This is a genomic window from Actinocorallia herbida (assembly GCF_003751225.1).
Taxonomy (GTDB): domain Bacteria; phylum Actinomycetota; class Actinomycetes; order Streptosporangiales; family Streptosporangiaceae; genus Actinocorallia; species Actinocorallia herbida.
Window position 1 is genome coordinate 406,817 of sequence record NZ_RJKE01000001.1, and the last position, 20,989, is coordinate 427,805.

Below are 20,989 nucleotides of genomic sequence, written 5' to 3' on the forward strand. Positions count from 1 at the left end.
CCGACCCCGGCCTGTGAGGCCGGGGCCTGACGGTCTGGAGGGCGCCCGCTACAAGCGTCGGTAGTGGGTTCGGAGGTCTTGGTCGAGGTGTTCGGTGGCGTGGCGGAGCATGGTGCGGGGCATCGCGGCGGCGTGGGCGTCCAGGAAGGACAGGAGGCGGGGGCGGTCCTTCTTGCCGGCTTCGCGCAGGACGCCGCCGACGGCCTTGTGGATCAGGTCGTGGTCGTCGGCGAGGAGGATCTCGGCGATGCCGTACAGATCGTCCAGGTCGCCCAGGCGGACCAGGTGGAGGGCGGCGTAGACGGCGGTGCGGCGGGCCCACACGTCGGTGGCGCGGGCGAGGTGGTAGAGCGGTTCGCGGGGCTTGTCGGCGAGATGGCCGCCGATGACGTGGGGGGCGGCGAGGTCGACCAGGTCCCAGTTGTCGATCCGGTCCAGGCGGCGCAGGTACAGCTCGTACAGCGCCGTGCGGTGCGCGGCGGGAGTGCGCTTGCGGCGGGCCTGCTTGTCCATGATGCTGAGCGCTCCGGCGCGCACCTCGTGCAGGGGGCTGTCGAGGAGCTCGTCGATCTCCGGGAGCGGCAGATCGATGAACTCCTTGGCGAGGGCGAAGACCTCGCCCATCTTGACGCCGAGGAACACGTCGCCCTCGGCGTAGCCGCCTTCGCCGGTCTTGAAGTAGCGCCGGATCTTCGCCAGTTCGTCCGGGGAGGCCAGTGCTTCGAGGCGTGCGGTGAACCGCCGGGCGGTCAGGTCCTCTCCGGTCTTCTCCGGGTCGGTCACCGCGATGTCCCGTGGCCTTCGATGGGGGCGGCCGGGGTCCAGACGGTGAGGTCGGTGAAGGGGAGGGTGCTCGCGGTGCCGTCCTCGATGACGGAGGTGCCGAGGGCCACGCCGCCCGCCTCGATCTGGGAGTCCCGCACGCTGTGGAAGGGGGTGCCGTTCAGCGAGAGGGAGAGGGTGCCGCCCTGGGCCACGGCGGTCAGGGTCACCGGGCCGGCGATCGGGTCGCCGGGGCCCTTCTCCGTGAGGAGGACGGCATCGTCGCGCGTCCATTTCCTGGCGAAGCCCCCGCCGTTGGCGCAGACGACGAACTCGTAGGAGAAGGGTTCGGCGCGGCGCAGGATGAGGGAGGCGCACTGGGCGCCCGTGAGGGTGACGGTCGTGCTGAGGGCGACGTCGGAGTACCGGCCGGCGGAGATGTCGCAGAAGGTGACGGATCCGATCTTCGCGTCGACGTTGAGCAGGTAGCCGGACCCCGAAGGAGGGCAGTCGGGGGCCTGGTAGGAGGCGGGGTCCAGGACGTACCAGCCGTCGGGGACCGAGGCCGGACGCGGCGGCCCCGCGGGAGAGGCCGGAGCCGAAGCGGGTGCGGAGGCGGCTGCCTGTGGCGTTTCCCGCACCTTCTTCTCGTCGTCCCCGGACAGCGCCCACGCCGCGGCGGCGGCCGCCCCGACGACGACCACGGCGGCGGCCGCGACGGCGACCGCGGCTCTCGACCGGGCCGCTCCCCGGCCGGAGGGCAGCGTCGGCGGGGCGTGCGGGGAAGGGGACGCCTCGACGGGCCCGGTGGACGGGACGGCGTGGCCGCGCAGCGCCCCGGCCAGGATCCGGCCCGAAGGCGGCCGGCCGGCGGGATCCTTGGCGAGCAGCTGCGCGACGTACGCCGCGAGGTCGGCCGGGAAGCCGGGACGGACCTCGGTGAGCGGCCGGGGCGCGGCGTTCAGGTGCTGGTAGAGCAGCGCGGGCACCGAGTCGGCGACGAAGGGCGGGCGGCCCGACGCGAGGGCGTACAGGAGGCAGCCGAGCGAGTACAGATCGGCGCGCCCGTCGACCTCCTCGTTGCGGAACTGCTCGGGCGCCATGTACGAGGGCGTGCCTATCGCGCCTTGCGTGAGCGAGCCCCGGGACGCGTCGAGGCGGGCGATGCCGAAGTCGCAGATCTTCAGCTCGCCGTCCGGCTGGACGATGACGTTCGCGGGCTTGACGTCCCGGTGCACGACGCCCCGCTCGTGCGCCTCGCCCAGCGCCGCCGCGATCTGCGCCGCGTGGTCCCGCACGACCTCCGGCGGCAGGCCCGCCGGGTTGCGGTCCAGGACGCGCTGGAGATCCTCGCCCTCGAGCAGTTCCATGACGAAGAACAGCTGCCCGGTCGTCTCGTCGAAGCCGCTGTCGTAGACGACCGCGATGCCCCGGTGCCGCAGCACCGCAGCGGCCGCCGCCTCCCGCTCGAACCTCCGCCGCGCCGAGGCGCTGCCCACGAGCTCCTTCGACAGCAGCTTGACGGCCACGGGACGCCCGAGCCGCAGGTCGGTCCCCCGCCACACCTCGCCCATGCCGCCCCGCCCGATCGGCCCGTCGAGCCGATACCGCCCCGACAGCGCAAGGTTCTCGCCCATCCCCGGCCTCCTCGAACTCACCGCCCAAGATCCTCCACAAGATCACCGCCCACCCGCAGCAACCTCCCCACACTGGCCGATCACGGCCAGATCACCACCCATCGCGGCGCCGACTCGAGCCGGCGCACGAGCGCACCGTAGTCGGCGAAGGTGAGGCCCGGGGCGCGCGCTTCGGGGCTCAGCGGAGGAGCGGGGCGATCAGGGCTATCGCCTCGTGGATCAGGTGTTCTGGGAGGTTTCCGAAGCCGAGGACGAGGAGGGGCGGGGTCGCGGTGCTGTTCGAGTGGTGGGTGCTCAGGCCGTAGAGGGCCACGCCGCGGTCGCGGGCGGCGGCGATGACCGCTTCTTCGGACAGGTGCGCGGGCAGGTGGGCGACGGCGTGGAAGCCCGCCGCCAGGCCCGACAGGCGGACCTGCGGCGCGTGCAGGGCGAGTGCGGCGACCAGGGCCGCGCGGCGGGCCGCGTACAGCGTGCGCATCCGCCGCAGGTGACGGTCGTAGCGGCCGGAGTGGAGCAGCGCGGCCAGCGCCAGCTGGTCCAGGTGCGGCGACCCCCTGTCGACGATCGCCTTCTGCCGGGCGACGGCCCCGGTCATGGCGGGCGGGCAGAGGATCCAGCCGAGCCGCACCGCCGGGGCGAGCGACTTGGAGACCGTGCCCATCAGCAGGACGCGGTCGGCGGCCAGGCCCTGGAGCACGCCGACGGGGTCGCGGTCGTAACGGAACTCCGCGTCGTAGTCGTCCTCGACGAGCAGCAGGTCCGTCGCGGCGAGCGCCCGGCGCCGCGCGGGGGACAGCACCACCCCCGTCGGCCACTGGTGGGCAGGGGTGAGGACCGCGGCGTCCGCCCCCGAGGCGAGCAGGGCCTCGACGTCGATGCCCTCCTCGTCGACCGGGACGGGCACCGCCTCCACGCCGAGCCAGGCGGCGGCCTCCAGCAGCTCGGCGTCGTATCCGGGGTCCTCGAAGGCCACCCGGCGGACCCCGGCCGCGCGCAGCGCGAGGATCAGCCCCTGCGCGAAGCCGCCACAGATCACGAGGTCGCCGGGGTCGGCGGCGGCGCCGCGCACCCGCCGCAGATAGCCCGCCAGCACCTCGCGGAGCTCGCGGGCACCGCGCGGATCGCCGTACCCCAGATCGGCGGTGCGGGCCGTCCTGGCCGCCTCGCGCTGCGCCCAGGCCCAGTCGGCGCGCGGGAACGAGGCGAGATCGGGGACACCGGTCCGGAAGTCGGCGAGCAGCGGCGGGGCCGGGGGCTCAGGCCGGGCGGCGGGCGCCGCGGGCGGGGCCGCCGGCGCGGCCACCCGTGTCGCGGAGCCGGTGCGGGCGGTCAGATACCCCTCGGCCTTGAGCTGGTCGAAGGCCTCCTGCACGAGCCCGCGGGAGACGCCGAGCCGCGCCGCCATCGCCCGCGACGACGGCAGGCGTTCGCCGGGCGACAGCCGTCCCGACCGGATCGCCTCCCGCAGCGCGGACTCCAGCTGGACGCGCAGCGGCCGCGCGCGATCCAGCCGCACCAGCAGCTCCGGCGACCGACCGGCCCACTCGACGGACACGGAATTGGACCTTAGCGGAGGCCGGTCCGCCGTTTTACGGTCTCCGCATGACCCCACCGCGACTGGTGAACGGACGGCTCGCCCTGTTGTTCACCACCACCTTCGGCGCGATGACCGGCTTCTACCTGCTGCTCTCGGTGGTGCCGCTCTACGTCGCGGGCGGCGGCGCGGGCAGGGCGGAGGCTGGGGCGGCCAACGCGCTGCTGCTGGCCGCGACGGTCGTCGCCGAGCTCGCCACCCCCGCGCTGACGGCCCGCTTCGGCCACCGGAACGTGCTCGGCGCCGGACTGCTCCTGCTCGGCCTGCCCGCCCTGCTTCTCCCGCTCGGGACCTCCGCCGCGCTGGTCGGCGGGGTGTCGTTCGCGCGCGGCCTCGGAACGGGTCTCGTGGTCGTGGTCGGCGGGGCACTGGTCCCGCTGCTCGTGCCCGAGGGACGTCGCGGAGAGGGCCTGGGCGTGGCCGGGATCGTCGCGGCGGTCCCGGCGGTGCTGGCCCTGCCGCTCGGGGTCTGGCTGGCCCACGCGGTCGGCTTCACCCCGGTCTTCGTGGTCGGCGGCCTGGCCGCGATGGCCGGGCTGTGCTGCCTGCCCGCGCTGCCCGGCCGCGGCACCGGCGAACAGGGCGGGATGCGGGCCGGACTGCGCAGCCCCGGCCTGGTCCGGCCGTCGGTGATGTTCGGCGCGACGGCCATGGCGGCCGGTGCGGCGATCACGTTCCTGCCGATCACGGCGGGCCGGGCCGCGCCGGCGGCGCTGCTGTGCCAGGCGCTCGCGATGACCGCGAGCCGCTGGTGGGGCGGGCGGCTGGCGGACCGGCACGGGCCGTCCCGCCTCGTGGCGCCCGCCCTGGTGGTCGCCGCCGCCGGAACCGCCCTCCTCGGGCTCACGCCGCTGGTCGCCGGAGCCCTGCTCGGCACAGGGTTCGGCCTCGCCCAAACGGCCATCCACACCCTGATGCTCTCCCGGGTCGACGCCTCCGGCTACGGCACCGTCAGCGCCCTGTGGAACCTCGCCTTCGACGCCGGGATGGGCGTCGGGGCGGCGGCCCTGGGCGTCGCGGCCGGCCTGACCGGCTACCCCGTCGCCTACGCGCTCACCGCGGCGCTCATCCTCGCCGCGCTCACCCTGAAGGGGAATCCCGATGCTGCACGCACACGTGACCGTCTCGCTCGACGGCTTCATGACCGGGCCGGACGTCGGCGCGGAACTGCCGATGGGAGCGGGCGGCGAACGGCTGCATGACTGGATCTTCGACCCCTCGCCCGCCGACCGCGAGATCATCGCCGACACGCTCGCCACGGTCGGCGCGGTGGTCCTCGGCCGCCGCACCTTCGACGTCGGCCTCGACCGGTGGAACGACACGCCCTACCCGGCACCGTCGTTCGTCGTCACCCACCGGACCCGCGACGACCTCGAGATGACGAGCGCCTCGTTCGCCTTCGTCGGCGGCCTCGCCGAGGCGGTCCGGCGGGCGCACGAGGCGGCGGGCGCGAAGCACGTGATCATCATGGGCGCCGACGTCACCCGGCAGGCCCTGGCGGCGGGGCTCGTGGACGAACTGCGCCTGCAGCTGGCGCCGTTCACGCTCGGCTCCGGCACCCGGCTGTTCACCGGAGCCGACCCGCACGCCTTCGAGTGCCTGGACGCCGGGATCACCCCGCACGCCACCCATCTGCGCTACCGGGTCGTGCGCCGGGCGTCCGGCGCCGGCGCCTAGCGGGACTGGAGGTAGGTGAGGACGGCCTGGACCCGGCGGTTGGTGTCGTCGGAGGGGGGCAGGGCCAGTTTGGTGAAGATCGCGGCGGTGTGCTTGGCGATGGTGCTTTCGCTGAGGTGGAGGGTCGCGGAGATCGCGGCGTTGGAGAGGCCCTGGGCCATGTGGGCGAGGACGTCGTGTTCGCGAGGGGTGAGGGCGGCGAGGGGGTCGGTGGGAGTGGGGGCGAGGAGGGCGGCGATGACCTCGGGGTCCATGGCGGTGCCACCGGAGGCGACGCGGGTGACGGCGTCGACGAACTGGGCGGCGTTGAAGACGCGGTCCTTCAGGAGGTAGCCGATGGCGCCGGAGCCGTCGGCGAGGAGTTCGCGCGCGTAGAGCTGCTGGACGTGCTGGGAGAGGACGAGGACCGGAAGGCCGGGGATCGCCTTGCGGGCGGCCAGGGCGGCCTGGAGGCCCTCGTCGGTGAGGGTCGGCGGGAGACGGACGTCGACGACGGAGACGTCGGGGCGCAGTTCGAGCAGGCCCTTCAGGAGCTCGGGCCCGGTCTCGACGGCGGCGACCACCTCGAATCCGTGGGCTTCGAGCAGCCGGACGAGGCCGTCGCGCAGGAGGTAGAGGTCTTCGGCGACGAGAACGCGGAGCATCGGCAGGAGCCTACGCCTCCCACGAGGGGCGGGCACGCGGGACCGTCGACGGGAGGGCCACGGCGAGGGCGACCATCGCCGTGCCGAGGGCGATCATGAAGACGACGCACGGCCACTGCCACGGCTCGGGCAGGTACAGGGCCAGGAACCAGGAACGCACGTCGGCGTCGAAGGTCTTGAGGAGCCCCGCGACGATGCCCTGCGGGAACAGCGGGCACCAGGCCGTCGACCACAGCGCGACCATGAGCAGGGTCTTCCAGCGAGGCAGCCCGGCCGGGAGGCCGGCCCAGTGCTCGGGCAGGACCTTCGGGAGTTCCAGCGTGACCGCGGTCCCTCCGCCGGGCGGGCTGTCGACGGCCACGGTCCCGTCGAAGGCCGCGAGCCGGTCTTCGATCCCGTGGAGTCCCGTTCCCGCCGACGGGTCCGCGCCGCCCCGGCCGTCGTCGGCGACCCGGACGAACAGGTGCGGCCCGACCCCGCCGAGGGCCACCTCGACGGACGCGGCGCCCGAGTGCCGGGCGGCGTTGGCGAGCAGCTCGCTGACCGCGAAGTAGACGGCGGCCTCCACGGGCGGTTCCGGCCGGTGCGGGAGGTCGATCTCGACCGACGCGCGCAGCGGGCTCTCCAGCGCGAGGAGCCGCACGGCGTCGGCGAGGCCGCGTTCGGCGAGGACGGGCGGATGGACGGCGTGGATGACGCGGCGCAGCTCGGTGAGGGTCTCGGCCGACGCCTCCCGGGCCCTGGCCATCATCGCCTTGGCCGCGTCGGGGTCGGTGTCCATGAGCTGTTCGGCGGTGCCGAGCGTCATGCCGAGGGCGATGAGGCGGGCTTGGGCGCCGTCGTGCAGGTCGCGTTCGATCCGGCGCATCTCGGCGGCCTGGGTGCCGACCGCCAGGTGCCGCGCACGGGTCACCCGCTCCAGCCGCTGGTTCAGCCGGCTGGAGGCGGTGGCGGAGAGCAGGAGGCCGCACCAAGCGGCGTGCACGCGCAGCCCGTGGGCCGGAAGCAGCAACAGCAGGGGCAGCAGCGCCAGCTTGACGAGCGGGTCGAGCAGTAGCCAGAGGGCGTCGCGCCAGGTCGCGGGGTCCTCGGCCAGCCACTTCCAGCGGTCGTTCCAGGCGGGGAACCGGGGCGACTTGTAGAGGGTGCGGTGGGAGCGGTACATGCCGTCGGGCTGCGGTACCGGGGGCGGAGGCGGGGGAAGGTAGGGCGGGTCGATCCGGGTTCCGGTGGAGGACTCCACGAGGCGTCGTGCCGCGCCGGTCACCTTCCGGACGAGGCGGACCTGCGGCGGGAGCACGAAGACCAGGCCGAGGCCGAAGACGAGGACGACGCACAGCACGGTGGTCGCGAGCGCGACGAGCTCGGCGACGACGAGCGCCAGCAGCGCACCGACCTGACCGTATCTCCGCAGCATCCTGACAGTGTGCTTCATCTGGGCGAAGAGTCCTATGGCACCTAGATGCACCATGGATCGGCATTCAGCGCCGATGTCCGGACCCGCCGGGCCTTTCTAGCTTGGTCGCCATGAACGTCATAGAGGTGGAGAACCTCCACAAAAGGTACGAGGACCACGTGGCGGTGGACGACGTGTCGTTCACGGTCGCGGCCGGGGAGATCTTCGGGATCCTCGGACCGAACGGCGCGGGCAAGACGACCACCGTCGAGTGCGTGTCCGGGCTCCGCGCGCGGGACGGCGGCCTGGTGCGCGTCGCGGGAATCGACCCCGCCGAGGACCGCGACGCGCTGCGCCGCGTCCTCGGCGTCCAGCTCCAGAGCTCGGCGCTGCCCGAGAAGATCAAGGTCTGGGAGGCACTCGACCTCTACGCCTCCTTCTATCCCGACCCCGCCGACTGGCCCGAGCTGATGGCGCGGGTCGGGCTCGCCGACAAGCGGAACGCGTTGTTCGCGTCGCTTTCCGGCGGGCAGAAGCAGCGGCTGTCGGTGGCCCTCGCACTCGTCGGGAAGCCGCGCGTCGCCGTGCTGGACGAGCTGACGACGGGCCTCGACCCGCAGTCCCGCCGCGACACCTGGGAGCTGGTCGAGCAGGTCCGCGACTCGGGCGTGACGATCGTGCTCGTCACCCACTTCATGGAGGAGGCCGAGCGCCTCTGCGACCGGATCGCGCTCATCGACACGGGCAGGGTCGCCGCGATCGACACCCCCGACGGGCTCGTCGCCCGGATCGGCGGCGGCCAGACGATGCGGTTCCGCCCCTCGGCGGAGTTCGACCTCGCCCTCCTGACCGAGATCCCCGAGGTCGCCGACGCGGGCGTCGAGGACGGCCACGTCGTGGTCTCCGGCACGGGCGACCTCGTCCCCGCCGTGACGCTCCTGCTGGCCCGGCACGGCGTCGTCCCCACCGGGCTGCGGGTCGAGCAGGCGACACTCGACGACGCGTTCGTCGCCCTCACCGGAAGGAAGATCAAGTGAAGAAGATCCTGCTCGTCGAGACCAAGCTGTTCCTGCGCGACTGGGCCGGCGGCCTCTTCACGCTGCTGCTCCCCGTCGGCCTGGTACTCGGCATCGGCCAGATCCCCGACCTGCGCAAGGCCGACCCGAACCTCGGCGGCGAGCGCTTCGTCGACGCCCAGCTCCCCGCGACGATGATCCTCCTCTCGCTGCTGACCGCGGCCTTCACCATGCTGCCCGCAGTACTGGCCACCTACCGTGAGCAGGGCATCCTGCGCCGGATGTCCACGACGCCCGTCCACCCGGCCCGCCTCCTGGGCGCGCAGCTCCTGCTCAACCTGGCCGTCGTGGCGGTCGGCGCGCTCGCGATCGTCGGCTCCGCGTGGCTCGTCCTCGGCTCCGACCTCCCGGCGAACCCCGTCGGATTCGTCCTGGTGTTCCTGCTCGGCGCCGCGGCGATGCTCGCGCTCGGCCTGGTGATCGCGGGGGTGGCCGCCAGCGGCAAATCGGCCCCGGCGTTCGGCTCCGCCGCGATGTTCCCGCTGCTGTTCCTCGCCGGCATGTGGATCCCCCGCGAGGTCATGCCCGACGCGCTGCGCACCGTCAGCGACTACTCGGTGGTGGGCCCCTTCGTGAACGCCCTCCGCGACACCTGGGCCGGCGACTGGCCCGAACTCTCCCACCTGGCCGTCATCACCGTCGGCCTCGCCCTCTTCACGGCCCTCGCCGTCCGCGTGTTCCGCTGGGAATGACGGAAGCTCGTTCCGGCGGAAAGAACGGACAAGGCCCCGGGCGAGGATTACTGTCGGCGACATACCGTCACGCGAACCGAGTGAGGCGCCGATGAGCCGCACCGCCGTCGATCCGGACTCCCTGCGGACCCACTTCAGGGACGAGCTGCGCAGGCTCCGCGCCAACGCGGGGCTGTCGCGCAGCCGCCTCGCGACGGCGCTGGGCTGCACGCCGCAGTGGCTCGCGAAACTGGAGTCCGGCGAACGCACCGTCTCCCCCCGGACCGCCCTGGACCTCGACACCTACTTCAAGACCGAAGGCTGGGACAGCGACGACGGCCTCTTCGTCCGCCTCCACCGCTCCCTCAAGTCCGCTCAGGGATCACGCGTTCTTCTGCCCGGTTTCGAGGCTTATCTGGAGTACGAAAAGAAGGCGACGGTCCTGTGCGAGTACTCCGCGCAGGTCGTGCCAGGGCTCCTCCAGACCGAGGCGTATGCGCGAGGCACCATGAGCCTGGACACCCCTGAGCAGACCGCGGAGTCCCGCGTCGCCGGACGCCTTCTACGACAGGAACTCCTCACCGCGAAAGTACCTCCGGTCGCGAAGTTCGTTCTCGACGCGTCGGTGCTCCTCCGTCCCGTGGGCGGGGCGGAGGTGATGGCCGGGCAACTGCTGAGGCTGATCGAACTGTCCGCGCTGCCGCGGGTGGGCATCCATGTCCTGCCGTTCGAGCCGGTCATTCCCGCCGCGCTGGATTCGAGCTTCACCCTGCTCGGGTTCGGCGACGGCACGGACCTGATGTACGTCGAGACGGGAGGAGGCGCCCAGATCATCCAGAGGCCGGATCTCGTCATGACCGGTCGCACGCGCTTTCATACACTCATGGGCGAGGCGCTTTCCCAGGCCGAGTCGGTCGACCTGATCAGGCGCAGACTGGAGGAGTCCCGGTGACAGCGAGTCGGGAAGAGCTCTGCACGGTTTGGCGAAAGAGCACACGGAGCACGGGTCAGGGCGGGAACTGCGTGGAACTGGCCGACGGTCGGGACGCGGTCTCGCTCCGGGACTCCAAGCGTCCCGCCGACGGCCGGGTCGTCGTCTCGCGGGTGGTTCTGCGGGCGCTGTTCGACGGGGTGCGGGGCTGACGGGCGGCCGGTACCGCGTCAGGACGCGATGCGGGGCGGGGCCGGGGTGAGGGTGACCGTGGTCTTGGTGCTGTAGGCCCAGTCGAGCATCTTGACGGCGTCGGTGAAGCGCGTGGTGGTGGAGGTGCTCTTGAGGACGATGCCGTACACGGTGTGCTTCTTGCGGCGGGCGACGAACATGTAGCAGCCGCCGGCGGAGCCCGTGGAGCCGGTCTTGATGCCGAAGAGGCCCGGGTAGCCGGTGTTGTCCTCGTCGGTGCCGCTGCCCTTGAGCAGGAGGTCCTGGGTGCGCAGCGGGTAGACGCGGCCCTTCAGGGAGGTGATGTCCTTCCGGACGGTCCTGACGATCGTGGCGAAGGTCTTGTTCTTCATCGCGTACCGGGCCAGCTTGAGCTGGTCGGCGGCGGTGGTGAGGTCGCCCTTCGCGGGCTGGCCGTCGAAGGACTCGTAGTTCGTGCGCGTCATGCCGAGCTTCTTGGCCAGGGCGTCCATCTTGTTCTGGGCGCCGAGGTAGCCGCCGGTGCCGCCGTAGGACTCCGCGAGGGCGTAGGCGGCGTCGCTGCCGGACTCGATGAGCATCGCCTCGAGGAGCTGGCGGGCGGTGAGGACGTCGCCGGGGACGAGGTGGCTGTTGCTGGCGCCCCAGCTGTCGACCCAGTCCTTGTACTTCTGCTTGATGGTGATCTTGCGGCCCAGGTCGCCGCGCTTGAGCACGACCATCGCCAGCGCGACCTTGTTCATGCTGCCGACCGGCATCCGCTTGTTCGGATTGCGCTTCCACAGGACCTTCCCCGTGGTGGCGTCGAAGAGGATCGCCGACGTGCCGGAGACGCCCGCCGGGGCCTTGGGCTTGGCCTCCGCGGCGCCGACCGGGACCAGGGTGAGCATGGACGCCGCGAGCGCCGTCGCGGTCAGCTTCTTGAACATGGGCTGTCCCCTTCGTCGGATTCCTCGCAAGCCCGGAGAGATTACCGCGATCTTGAGAATCCCGCAGGAAATCGACATGTCCGTAAAGAGACATCGGGGGTGTGCCGGGCGGAAAAACCGGTGGCGGAGGCGGTGCCCGCCCGGCAGGTTGGGCCGATGCAGATGTACGAGATCCGGGCGGACTACGACGCGGACGACATCGTCGTCTACCAGGCCTACGGCCCGGCCATCGGCGACGCGGCGGTCCGGGCGGGCGGGTTCGTCCCGCCGTTCTCGCGCACCCGGATGACCTGGATCAAGCCCTCGTTCCTCTGGCTGATGGAGCGCAGCGGGTGGGGCCGCAAACCCGGCCAGGAGCGGATCCTCGGCGTGCGGATCAGCCGCTCGGGCTGGGAGTCCGCGCTGCGCCGAGCCGTGCTGACGAGTCCGGAACGGGACGTCCACGGCGACTCCGCGGCCTGGCGGAAGGCGCTGCGCGAAGCCGACGTCCGGGTCCAATGGGATCCCGAGCGGACGCTGCGGGGCGGGAAGCTCGAAGCGCGCAGCATCCAGGTCGGCGTCAGCCGCCACGCCATCGACGAGTACGCCGACGAGTGGGTGCGCGAGATCGTCGACCTCACGCCGCTCACCCGGCGGATCCACCGGCTCGTCGTGGACGGGCGGCACGGCCGGGCGCGGGATCTCCTGCCGCCGTCGCGGCCCTACCCGTTCGAGGCGCCGCACCTTCGGCTGAGCTGAGGCCGCGGCACGCCGGGGCGAGGTCGACTGACGGTTCGGCGGGGCGTGACGGATGCGACACTCTCCGTCATGACCTGGCTTCGGAATCTGGGCAGGGCGGCGGCCGCGGCGTCCGCGCTCGTCGGGATGGCGGCGGCCTGCGCCGCGTGCGAGGGCGTGAACGACGCGACGGCGGGCGGTGCCGCGCGGGACGGACTCCCGCGCGCGGCCGACGGGAGGGACGTCCGCGCCTGCTTCAACGGGAACTGCGAGATCCTCGTCGACGGCAGAACGGAGATCCCGCTGAACGAGCGCTTCGGCTTCCGGACCTTCTCCTTCGATCCGGCCGACTCCACCTGGCGCTACACCTACCGGACGGGCGGCACCGGCAAGATGCGCGTCAGCGGGCTCGGCGCGAACGCCTCGTGGCTCGGCACCTCCCCGGTCCGCATGCTCAAACTCCGCATCCTCGCCCGAGACGGCGACAAAGCCGTGATCTCGCTCAGCTCCGACTGACCGCCCTCGGCCGTCAGGGTTCGGACGGGCCGGTGAACCAGGACGCGAGGAGTTCCGCGCCGCCGTGCCAGGCGAGGGATCCGATCTGGGTGACGAGCGCGGCGCGGGGGAGAGCGGCGCCGGCGGCGAGCCACCAGTCGATGGCGGCGGTGGCCGAGCCGAGCATGGCCTGGGCGCTGGGCGCGGCGAGCTCCGGCGGGGTGCCGGTGGCGGTCAGCATCGCCTCGATCGCCTCGGCGAGGCCGGTGACGAGCGTGCCGGGTCCGTATCCGTGGGCCTGATGACGGGCGCCTGGAGTACCCGGTCGCGCCGGGGAGCCCGTCGCCGGTCCGTCGGGCGGGCGGGCGAGGGCGCGGTAGAGGGACGGCTCGCGCTCCGCCCAGGCGAACAGGACGTCGAGCATCGCGTGGAAGCGGTCCTCGGCGGGGCCGGGACCGCCGAGCGCGGTGAGCATCGCGGCCATGAGGCGGTCGGCGTGGCGGTGGCCGAGAGCGGCCAGGACCGCGGGCCTGCTGGGGAAGACCGCGTAGACGGCGGAGCGGGCGTAGCCGGACGCGCGGGCCATGTCGCTCAGGCTCGCGGTGGGCCCGTGCAGGCGCAGGGCCTCCTCCGCGGCGTCCAGGAGGTCCGCGCGGCGCTGCTCGGGGTCGACGCCGGGGCCCGCCGGGCGGCCGCGGCCGCGCTGGTTGGCCACGGGGTCATCGTAGGGGCCCTTGACGCGGTCCTCCAAAAAGTACAGCTTGTCTTTTATGCGCATGTGGGAAGCGGTTCCCGGCGAGCGGGACCTCGCCGTCGACGAGATCACCGGACGGCTGCCGGAAGGGCTCACCGGCACCCTGTACCGCAACGGGTCGGGCCGCTGGGACGTCGGTCCCACGGCCGTGGACTGCCTCTTCGACACCGACGGGATGATCGGCGCGTTCGCCCTCGACGGGCGCGGCGTCCGCTTCCGCAACCGCTTCGTGCGCACGCGGCAGTACACGACGTCGCTGCGCAAGGGGCGCCTGACGACGCGGGGCCTCGGCCGCCAGCGCCGGGGCGGCGTCGCGGCCAACATGCTGCGCCCGCCCGCCAACACCGCCAACACCAGCGTCCTGCTCCGCGACGACCGGGTCCTCGCCCTCTGGGAGGCGGGCCGCCCGCACGAGCTCGACGCCGACACCCTGGAGACGCGCGGGACCACCGACCTCGGGGGAGCGCTCAAAGGGCTCCTCGGCGCCTACTCCGCGCATTTCCGGCACGACCCGGAGACCGGCGCGGTGGTGAACTTCGGATTCGACCCCTATATGCCGCGCGTGGACGCGCGCTGGGTGCGCGCCGGGGGCGACGCCAAGGAGCGCAGGAGCAGGCTGCGCGAGACCCTCGCCGAGGCACGGCCCCGGATGCGGCTCCGGCTCTACGAGACCGACCGGGCGGGCGCCACCCGCTACCTGCGCGCGGTGCCGCTGCCCGGTTTCTCCTTCATGCACGACATGGCCCTGACGCGCGGGTACCAGGTGTTCGCCGCGACCCCGTTGCGCTTCGACCCCGTCCCGATCATGACGGGCGCCGCGCCGATGATGGACGCGCTGCACTTCGCGCCGGACGAGGCGGCGGCGTTCCTCCTCGTGCCGCGCGACGGCGGTCCCGTCCGGGTGGTGGAGACGGATCCGTTCTTCTTCTTCCACTTCGTCAACGCCTACGACGACGGCCCGGATGTCGTCGTCGACCTCGTCAGGTACGCGCCCGAGACGTTCGGGGCGGCGATGGCGTTCTTCGCCGACGTGCGCCGGGCCGACGCGGCGGCGGGGACGCTCACCCGGTACCGGATCCGGGCCTCGGGCGCGGTCGAGACCGAGACCGTCAGCGGGGCGGCGGTGGAGGCGCCTCAGTTCGACCTGCGGCTCTCGGCGGCCGAGCACCGCTACAGCTACGCGCTGGCCCGCACCGACGGCCTCACCGGGCCGCTCGGGCCCGGCTTCGGCATCGCCCGCTTCGACCACCGCACCGGCGCGACCGACGCCTACGCGACCCCCGAGGACGTCCTGGTCGAACCGGTCTTCGTGCCGCGCGGGCCGGGCGCGGCGGAGGACGACGGCTGGATCCTGACGGTCGGGTACCACGCCCCGTCCCACCGAAGCCGCCTCATGGTCTTCGAGGCCGCGCACCTCCCCGACGGGCCGATCGCCGAGGCCTGGCTGCCCTTCCACCTGCCCTTCAACTTCCACGGCGCCTTCACCCCGCGCGTGGCGGCCCTCTGACCCGCTCCTGAGATTCCCGGAAACGCCGCGTCCTGTCGGTGGGGCGCGCGAAGATCGCGCCCATGGTCGATCCCCTGAGCGCCGCGGAACGCGCGGCGGACTTCGCCGAGAAGATGCTCGCAACGCCGTATCGCCTCCCGAGACCGATCGTGGAGTACCCGCCCGGCGCGGGGCCGGTGGAGCGGCGCGAGGAGATGCGCCCCGTCTACGCGGCGATCGTCGAGCGGATCGGGCCGCCCACCCTGCTCGGCGCGACCGGGGACGGGCCGTACGTCAGATGGGGCCGCAGGGGGGACACCCTGTTGCTCACGGGGGACCGCGCGGCCGCGACGCTCGTCTCCGTGGACACGCGCGAGTTCCTGCGGAAGGAGTACGACGCGCTCCAGCGCAACTACGGGACGCCGTCGCCCCAACGCCCGCCCTACCTGTGGCGGCTCGACCGCAAGGGCCCGGGGCCGGTCACCCGCTACTACGAGTACGCCGGCCACCTGAACGGCAGGGTGGGCTGGGAGGAGTTCGGCGAGGCTCTAGAGCGGGTGCTCTCGTCGTTCGTGGAGCACATGCCGGTGCAGGCCGGCGAATGCTGGGTGGCCTTCCGGCTGCGTGCGGAGGGCAGGGACGTGCTGCTCAACTACGACCTCCGGGACCACGGTGCGGAACTCTGCGCCATCGTCGAGGATCGCGGCACGGATGACGAGGACGTGATGCGCGCGCGCGGATGGCGGTCCGTCGATCGGTACGGCCGGTGGCGGATCGACCTTCCCGAGGCGGATCCGGGGTCCGCCGCGGAGATCGCGCGGGTCGTCGTCGCCGAGCTGCGGACCCGGGTCCGCGACCCTCGGAGCCTCATGGCCCATGACGTCGGCGCCGGGGACGACGGCGACCTGTGGCTTCCCGGCCTGGGCATCGAGGTCTGGCCGCGACGCGAAGCGGGCGACGACCACTGAGGACGCCGATTCCCGACGTGGTCCCGGCCGGTGCCGTCTTTCGTGAACATTCGGACGACAGGTGCTGAACATCGCGTTCTAGGGCGAACTCGGACGTGTGCGGCGGCGTCCTCTGAGGGCCCGGAGCGGTTCCGAAACGCGGGCCGCAGGGCGTCGAGGAGGACGGTGTGCGCAAGTCGGTGGCACTGTTCACGGCCGTAGGGATGTTCGCGACAACGGCCGTAGGGACAGTCGGACAAGGCGCGTCGGCGGCGGAGCCGGCAGCGAAGGCCGCAAGGAAGCCCGCCAAGGTGGGCGACTTCAACGGCGACGGAAGGGTCGACATCGTCGCGGGCCACCCCGGGCTCGCGACGAAGGGCCGGAAGAAGGCCGGGGGCGTGCTCGTCCTGAACGGGGCGAACAGGCTCGGCAAGCAGTGGCGGACCATCACGCGGGACACCGCGGGCGTGCCCGGCCGCTCCCGCTCCGGGGAGCGGTTCGGCGCGGAGATCGTCAGCGGCGACTTCGACCGCGACGGGTTCGCCGACCTCGCGGTCGGGACGGCGGGCGCGGTCGTCGTCCTCCACGGCTCGAAGAAGGGCCTGACGGGGAAGCGGGCCAAGGAGATCCTGCCGGGCTTCTCCGCCCGGCAGGACGGTCCGGGCAGCGCCCAGGGAGCCCCGGACACCGCAAGGTTCGGCACCGTCATGAGCTCCGGCGACTACAACGGGGACGGCTACGCCGACCTCGCCGTGCGCAGCGACCGGGGCAGGTCCGGCGTCCTGGTGCTCAAGGGCGGCAAGAAGGGTCTCACGACCAAGGGCGCGGTCCGCCTCACCAACGGGCTCAAGAGGTTCGGGACGTTCCTGGCCTCCGGCGACGTGACCGGCGACGGCCGCGCGGACCTCGTCGCCTCCCAGGCCACCCCCGACGGCTCGGCCACCCCGCCGTCCGCCGTCTATGACCAGCCGTTCACGCTGCTGCCGGGCTCCGCCCGCGGGCCGCGGACCGCCACCGAGACGCGCTGGTCCGTGCCGACCAAGCGCGCGCTGCGGTTCGTCCTGGGCGACCTCGACGGCGACCGCCGCGCCGACCTCGTCCGGACCCAGGACGCCGGGACCGAGGACGAGCAGGGGTTCACGACCCAGTTGAGCGACGGCCGGGGCTTCGCCGCTCCGAAGGCGACCGTGACGGGCCAGGACGCGCCCGCGTCGGGCGTCTTCGCGATCGGCGACTTCACCGGCGACGGCAGGGGAGAACTCCTCGCCTCGCTGTGGTCCTTCCACTCGTACGTGGCCCTCTACCCGGGCACCGACGAGGGCGTCGGCCCGCGCAGCGGCGCCTACGGGGGCGAGTCCGAGGCGGTCGGCTACGGCGAGCACCTCGCGCTGCCGAACGTCGCCGGGGATCGCCGCGCCGACGTGCTGTTCACCTCGACCGACGGCTACGGCGGCACCGACCTCCACCTGCACACGGGCGGGACCGCCACCGAGAGGGTGATCCGAAGGGCCACCGGCGGCGTCGAGAGCTTCACCCTTCTCAGCCCCTGATCCTCGGTGACGCAGGTCTCACCGCCGCCTGGAATTGAGTCGACCTCGCTCAGGTTTACTGAGTCATACAAGGCAATGGCAGTGAGCCGGCAGTTGGAGGAGAGAAGATCATGAGCACTGTTTCCCTGTGGCGGCGCGACCCCTTCGCCGAGTTCGACGCCGTGGTCCGGCAGGCTTTCGGCCCCGCGTTCGCGCAGGCGCCGGCGGCCGCGCAGCGGCGGGCGTTCGTGCCGAGCGCCGAGGTGACCCGGGACGGCCAGGACGCCGTCGTGGCCGTCGAGGTGCCCGGTCTGGACGCGGCCAAGGACGTCGCGGTCGAGGTCGAGCGCGGCAGGCTGATCGTGCGCGGCGAGCGCCGTGACGAGACCGGTGGCGACCGCGGCCGCCGCGAGATCCGGTACGGCTCGTTCCGTCGCGAGTTCGTGCTCCCCGAGCACGTCACCGCCGACGCGGTGAGCGCCGTGTACGACGCGGGAGTGCTGCGCGTAAGGGTGGCCGACGCCTTCGCCGAGGCCCGCCCCGGTCGCGTCGCCATCACGGTCGGCACCGCCGCGCCCGTCGAGGCGGCGGTGAGCGCGGCGCCGGCCGAGGTGGAGGCCGAGGTCGAGGCCCCCAAGGAGGCCTGACCCGCGACCGGAGAAGGCGGGGAGCCCGAGCGGGCTTCCCGCCTTTTTCCTGTTCGTAAAGATGTGATCGTGGCCACATTGTGCCGCAGGGAAAGTAGTGACGCGGCTCACTCAGCGAGGTAGAACGTGTTCTAGCTCGAAAGGAGTGAGGTGCATCACATGAGTGATGAAGGCGTGTACAGAGCGCGAAGGCTGCAAGTCTCGCGTCGTGGATTCATTGCTGGAACCGGTTCTATGTTGGGTGCCGCGGCGGTGCTCGGCAGGGCGGTCCCCGCCGCTGCCGCGCCCCCGCCCGCGCCCATCGCGTCGGGCTCCCACGTCCCCGCGCTGATCATCGGCAGCGGATACGGCGGCTCCGTCGCGGCCCTGCGCCTCGCGCAGGCGGGCATCGACGTCCACATCATCGAGATGGGTCAGGCCTGGGACACCCCCGGATCCGACGGCAAGATCTTCGCCAACACCAAGAGCCCGGACGTCCGGTCCTTCTGGCTGCGCACGAAGACCAAGCAGCCGGTGTCCAGCTTCCTCGGGTTCCCGATCGACAAGGACGTCCCGAAGTACACCGGCATCCTCGACGCCGAGGACTTCAGCGGCATCACCGTGTACCAGGGCCGCGGCGTCGGCGGCGGCTCGCTGGTCAACGGCGGCATGGCGGTCACCCCGCCGCGCGCCCGCTTCGGGGGCGTCCTGCCCTCGGTCGACGCCAACGAGATGTACGACACCTACTACCCGCGCGCCCGCGCCGGGCTGGGCGTCACCGACATCGACCAGTCCTGGTGGGAGACCGCCGACTGCTACAAGTACGCCCGCGTCGGCCGCAAGCACGCCCAGCGGTCCAACTTCGACCACGTCTTCGTCTCGAACGTCTACGACTTCGACTACATGAAGGCCGAGCAGGCCGGGACGGTGCCGAAGTCGGCGCTCGACGCCGAGGTCATCTACGGCAACAACGCCGGCAAGAAGAGCCTCCAGAAGACCTACCTTCCGGCGGCCAAGGCGACCAACCGCGTGGCGATCTCGCCGCTGCACAAGGTCACCTCGGTGACGCCGCGCGCGGCGGGCGGCTACACGATCTCGATCGAGCAGCTGAACACCGCGGGCGACGTCGTGGCCACCAAGACGGTGAGCGCGGACCGCGTCTTCTTCGCCGCGGGCAGCGTCGGCACGAGCAAGCTCCTGGTGAAGCTGAAGGCGACCGGCGCGCTGCCGAACCTCAACAACGAGGTCGGCAAGGGCTGGGGCGACAACGGCAACGTCATGTGCGGCCGCGCCAACCACATGTGGGACCCGACCGGCTCGGTCCAGTCGTCCATCCCGACGACCGGCATCGACAACTGGGCCGCGGGCGGCGCCTTCGCCGAGGTCGCGCCGCTGCCGACGGGCATCGAGACCTACGCCTCGCTCTACCTGTCGATCACCAACACGCCGAACCGCGCCGAGTTCTCCTACAACGCCTCGACGGGCGGCGTGGACCTCAGCTGGCAGAAGGCGTGGAAGCAGACGTCGATCGACATGGCCAAGACCATCTTCAACAAGATCAACTCGAAGGAGGGGACGATCTACCGGACCGACCTCTTCGGCGGGACCAAGCAGTGGCAGGACGGCCTCACCTACCACCCCCTGGGCGGCGCCGTGCTGAACAAGGCGACCGACAACTACGGACGGCTCCACGGCTACAGCGGTCTCTACGTGATGGACGGTTCGCTGATCCCCGGCAACACCAGCGTGAACCCGTTCGTCACCATCACCGCGCTCGCCGAGCGCAACATCGAGAACATCATCACCACCGGGCTGTAGTGACGGCCTGAGAGCAGGACCGGCCGCGGGCGCGTGCGGCCGGTTTCCCTTGCCTTGAGCAGGAAGGTGTTTTACCAAACTGTTATGGGGAAAGCCTTGTTCCATGAACTTCCGACGCGAAGGGAAAGGAACGATGACAGAGGCCGATCCCGAGAATCAGCCCGTTCCGCAGCCGCGCCGCGAGGCGCCTCCCCAGGCCGTCACCGCGGAGCCCGTGGCCGACCGCCGCGTGGCCGGTGGCCCCGCCCAAGAGCGGCCCGCTTACGACCAGCCCGCTTACGACCAGCCCGCCTACGAGGGCCGGCAGCAGCCCGCGCCGCCCCGTCCGGAGCAGCCCGCCTACGACCGGCCTCATGACCAGCCCTACGACCGGTCCGCCTACGAGCGGCAGCCCGCCGGGCAGGGGTACGCCGCCGAGGAGCCCCGCACCGAGCGGGTGATCCCGGGTCGTCGTGCGGACACCGCGCCCCCCGCCCCCGAACGGTACGGCACCCGGCCGGACCATGCCGAGGAAGCCGCGGACCGCGACCGCCGCGAGGCGGCCGGCCGGATCGAGGACGCGGGGAACTCACTCCAGAGCAGCGTGGGCCGCCTGTTCCAGCAGGCGAGCGAGGAGATGGCGCGCATGGTGCGCGCGGAGGTCCGCAGTGCCGCCGCCGAGGCCGCGAACGCGCGCGAGGCGGCGATCACCGAGCAGCGCGGCAAGCTGACCGCGGCCGGTGTCGCGGGGGCCCTCGGCGCCGCCGCGCTCGTGGTGGCCCTCATCGCGGTGCTCGCGCTCTTCGTGCCGCTATGGGCGGCGTCCATGGGCGTCGGCGTGGTGCTCGTCGCCGCCGCCGCGGCGCTCGGCCGCAAGGACGCCAGGGAGACGTCGCGGACCGGCCGGGAGACGCCGAAGGACGCCAAGGCCCTGCGGGCGCCGCGCACCGCGCAGGCGGCGCCGACCCGCGAGGACATCCCGGCTCCGCAGTACGCGCGGCGCTGACCGACGACGACGATCGTCCGCCGCGGCCGCCGGAATTCCGGCCGGCCCGGCGGTGCCAGAGCCCCGGGGATGGGGGTTCCGGGCCGACCGCGTTCACGCGGCCGG

The 20,989-nt window shown here is 72.6% G+C and carries 21 protein-coding genes; 14 read left to right on the forward strand and 7 right to left on the reverse strand.

The window, feature by feature from the left end:
- Positions 1–48: 48 nt before the first annotated feature.
- The 3 genes from EDD29_RS02180 to pdxR form a co-directional block, all read right to left on the reverse strand.
- The gene (locus tag EDD29_RS02180) at positions 49–783 is read right to left on the reverse strand and encodes a DNA alkylation repair protein (protein WP_246052459.1); all 735 of its coding nucleotides are present in this window, start codon (positions 781–783) and stop codon (positions 49–51) included.
- Positions 780–2,399 carry a serine/threonine-protein kinase gene (locus EDD29_RS46160; RefSeq protein WP_123661919.1) on the reverse strand — a complete coding sequence of 540 codons (1,620 nt, stop codon included), beginning with the start codon at positions 2,397–2,399 and terminating at the stop codon, positions 780–782. The genes EDD29_RS02180 and EDD29_RS46160 overlap by 4 nt, the downstream gene beginning before the upstream one ends.
- A 178-nt stretch (positions 2,400–2,577) precedes the next feature.
- Positions 2,578–3,954: a MocR-like pyridoxine biosynthesis transcription factor PdxR gene (gene pdxR / locus EDD29_RS02190; RefSeq protein WP_123661920.1), complete on the reverse strand. Its 1,377-nt coding sequence runs from the start codon at positions 3,952–3,954 to the stop codon at positions 2,578–2,580.
- A 47-nt stretch (positions 3,955–4,001) separates the two neighbouring features.
- On the opposite strand from pdxR, the gene EDD29_RS02195 reads away from it, so the two are divergent.
- Both EDD29_RS02195 and EDD29_RS02200 read left to right on the forward strand, forming a co-directional pair.
- Entirely contained in the window at positions 4,002–5,195 is a 1,194-nt protein-coding gene (locus EDD29_RS02195; RefSeq protein ID WP_123661921.1) for an MFS transporter, read from the forward strand.
- Entirely contained in the window at positions 5,095–5,670 is a 576-nt protein-coding gene (locus EDD29_RS02200; protein ID WP_123670215.1) for a dihydrofolate reductase family protein, read from the forward strand. The genes EDD29_RS02195 and EDD29_RS02200 overlap by 101 nt, the downstream gene beginning before the upstream one ends.
- On the opposite strand, the gene EDD29_RS02205 is transcribed toward EDD29_RS02200, so the two are convergent.
- Together EDD29_RS02205 and EDD29_RS02210 are read right to left on the reverse strand one after the other, a co-directional pair.
- On the reverse strand, positions 5,667–6,314 hold the full coding sequence (locus tag EDD29_RS02205) for a response regulator transcription factor (protein ID WP_123661922.1): 648 nt from the start codon (positions 6,312–6,314) through the stop codon (positions 5,667–5,669). The two genes, EDD29_RS02200 and EDD29_RS02205, sit on opposite strands and share 4 nt — an antisense overlap.
- A 10-nt stretch (positions 6,315–6,324) precedes the next feature.
- Positions 6,325–7,749 (reverse strand): sensor histidine kinase, encoded by a 1,425-nt coding sequence (locus EDD29_RS02210; RefSeq protein WP_211359525.1) that lies wholly within the window; start codon positions 7,747–7,749, stop codon positions 6,325–6,327.
- Between the two features lie 92 nt (positions 7,750–7,841).
- Here EDD29_RS02210 and EDD29_RS02215 point away from each other — a divergent pair, with 92 nt between their 5' ends.
- The 4 genes from EDD29_RS02215 to EDD29_RS47550 all read left to right on the forward strand — a co-directional run bounded on the left by EDD29_RS02215 (position 7,842) and on the right by EDD29_RS47550 (position 10,600).
- Positions 7,842–8,747 (forward strand): ABC transporter ATP-binding protein, encoded by a 906-nt coding sequence (locus tag EDD29_RS02215; protein ID WP_123661924.1) that lies wholly within the window; start codon positions 7,842–7,844, stop codon positions 8,745–8,747.
- Complete coding sequence (locus tag EDD29_RS02220; protein ID WP_123661925.1) at positions 8,744–9,478, forward strand: ABC transporter permease; 735 nt, start codon at positions 8,744–8,746, stop codon at positions 9,476–9,478. Before EDD29_RS02215 ends, EDD29_RS02220 begins: the two co-directional genes overlap by 4 nt.
- 91 nt (positions 9,479–9,569) lie before the next feature.
- The gene (locus tag EDD29_RS02225) at positions 9,570–10,409 is read left to right on the forward strand and encodes a helix-turn-helix domain-containing protein (RefSeq protein ID WP_123661926.1); all 840 of its coding nucleotides are present in this window, start codon (positions 9,570–9,572) and stop codon (positions 10,407–10,409) included.
- Positions 10,406–10,600 (forward strand): DUF397 domain-containing protein, encoded by a 195-nt coding sequence (locus tag EDD29_RS47550; protein WP_123661927.1) that lies wholly within the window; start codon positions 10,406–10,408, stop codon positions 10,598–10,600. The genes EDD29_RS02225 and EDD29_RS47550 overlap by 4 nt, the downstream gene beginning before the upstream one ends.
- An 18-nt stretch (positions 10,601–10,618) precedes the next feature.
- On the opposite strand, the gene EDD29_RS02235 is transcribed toward EDD29_RS47550, so the two are convergent.
- A complete protein-coding gene (locus tag EDD29_RS02235; RefSeq protein WP_170201263.1) occupies positions 10,619–11,527 on the reverse strand; it encodes a D-alanyl-D-alanine carboxypeptidase family protein in 909 nt (302 codons plus the stop codon).
- 156 nt (positions 11,528–11,683) lie between these two features.
- On the opposite strand from EDD29_RS02235, the gene EDD29_RS02240 reads away from it, so the two are divergent.
- Both EDD29_RS02240 and EDD29_RS02245 read left to right on the forward strand, forming a co-directional pair.
- Positions 11,684–12,265, forward strand: coding sequence for a DUF4291 domain-containing protein (locus EDD29_RS02240; RefSeq protein ID WP_123670216.1), 582 nt, complete (start codon positions 11,684–11,686; stop codon positions 12,263–12,265).
- A gap of 69 nt (positions 12,266–12,334) precedes the next feature.
- Positions 12,335–12,760, forward strand: a complete 426-nt coding sequence (locus EDD29_RS02245) for a hypothetical protein (RefSeq protein WP_123661929.1) — start codon at positions 12,335–12,337, stop codon at positions 12,758–12,760.
- A gap of 13 nt (positions 12,761–12,773) precedes the next feature.
- Here the strand turns inward: EDD29_RS02245 and EDD29_RS02250 are convergent, their stop codons facing one another.
- Positions 12,774–13,454 carry a TetR/AcrR family transcriptional regulator gene (locus EDD29_RS02250; RefSeq protein WP_170201264.1) on the reverse strand — a complete coding sequence of 227 codons (681 nt, stop codon included), beginning with the start codon at positions 13,452–13,454 and terminating at the stop codon, positions 12,774–12,776.
- 55 nt (positions 13,455–13,509) lie between these two features.
- On the opposite strand from EDD29_RS02250, the gene EDD29_RS02255 reads away from it, so the two are divergent.
- The 6 genes from EDD29_RS02255 to EDD29_RS02280 all read left to right on the forward strand — a co-directional run bounded on the left by EDD29_RS02255 (position 13,510) and on the right by EDD29_RS02280 (position 20,884).
- On the forward strand, positions 13,510–15,000 hold the full coding sequence (locus tag EDD29_RS02255) for a carotenoid oxygenase family protein (protein ID WP_123661931.1): 1,491 nt from the start codon (positions 13,510–13,512) through the stop codon (positions 14,998–15,000).
- A gap of 62 nt (positions 15,001–15,062) precedes the next feature.
- Positions 15,063–15,947, forward strand: coding sequence for a hypothetical protein (locus EDD29_RS02260; protein ID WP_148085853.1), 885 nt, complete (start codon positions 15,063–15,065; stop codon positions 15,945–15,947).
- A gap of 290 nt (positions 15,948–16,237) precedes the next feature.
- Entirely contained in the window at positions 16,238–17,476 is a 1,239-nt protein-coding gene (locus tag EDD29_RS02265) for an FG-GAP repeat domain-containing protein (protein WP_170201265.1), read from the forward strand.
- 110 nt (positions 17,477–17,586) lie between these two features.
- A complete protein-coding gene (locus tag EDD29_RS47555) occupies positions 17,587–18,102 on the forward strand; it encodes an Hsp20/alpha crystallin family protein (protein WP_123661934.1) in 516 nt (171 codons plus the stop codon).
- A 234-nt stretch (positions 18,103–18,336) separates the two neighbouring features.
- A complete protein-coding gene (locus tag EDD29_RS02275; protein WP_246052461.1) occupies positions 18,337–19,899 on the forward strand; it encodes a GMC oxidoreductase in 1,563 nt (520 codons plus the stop codon).
- Between the two features lie 133 nt (positions 19,900–20,032).
- A complete protein-coding gene (locus tag EDD29_RS02280; RefSeq protein WP_170201266.1) occupies positions 20,033–20,884 on the forward strand; it encodes a phage holin family protein in 852 nt (283 codons plus the stop codon).
- The last annotated feature ends 105 nt before the right edge of the window (positions 20,885–20,989 follow it).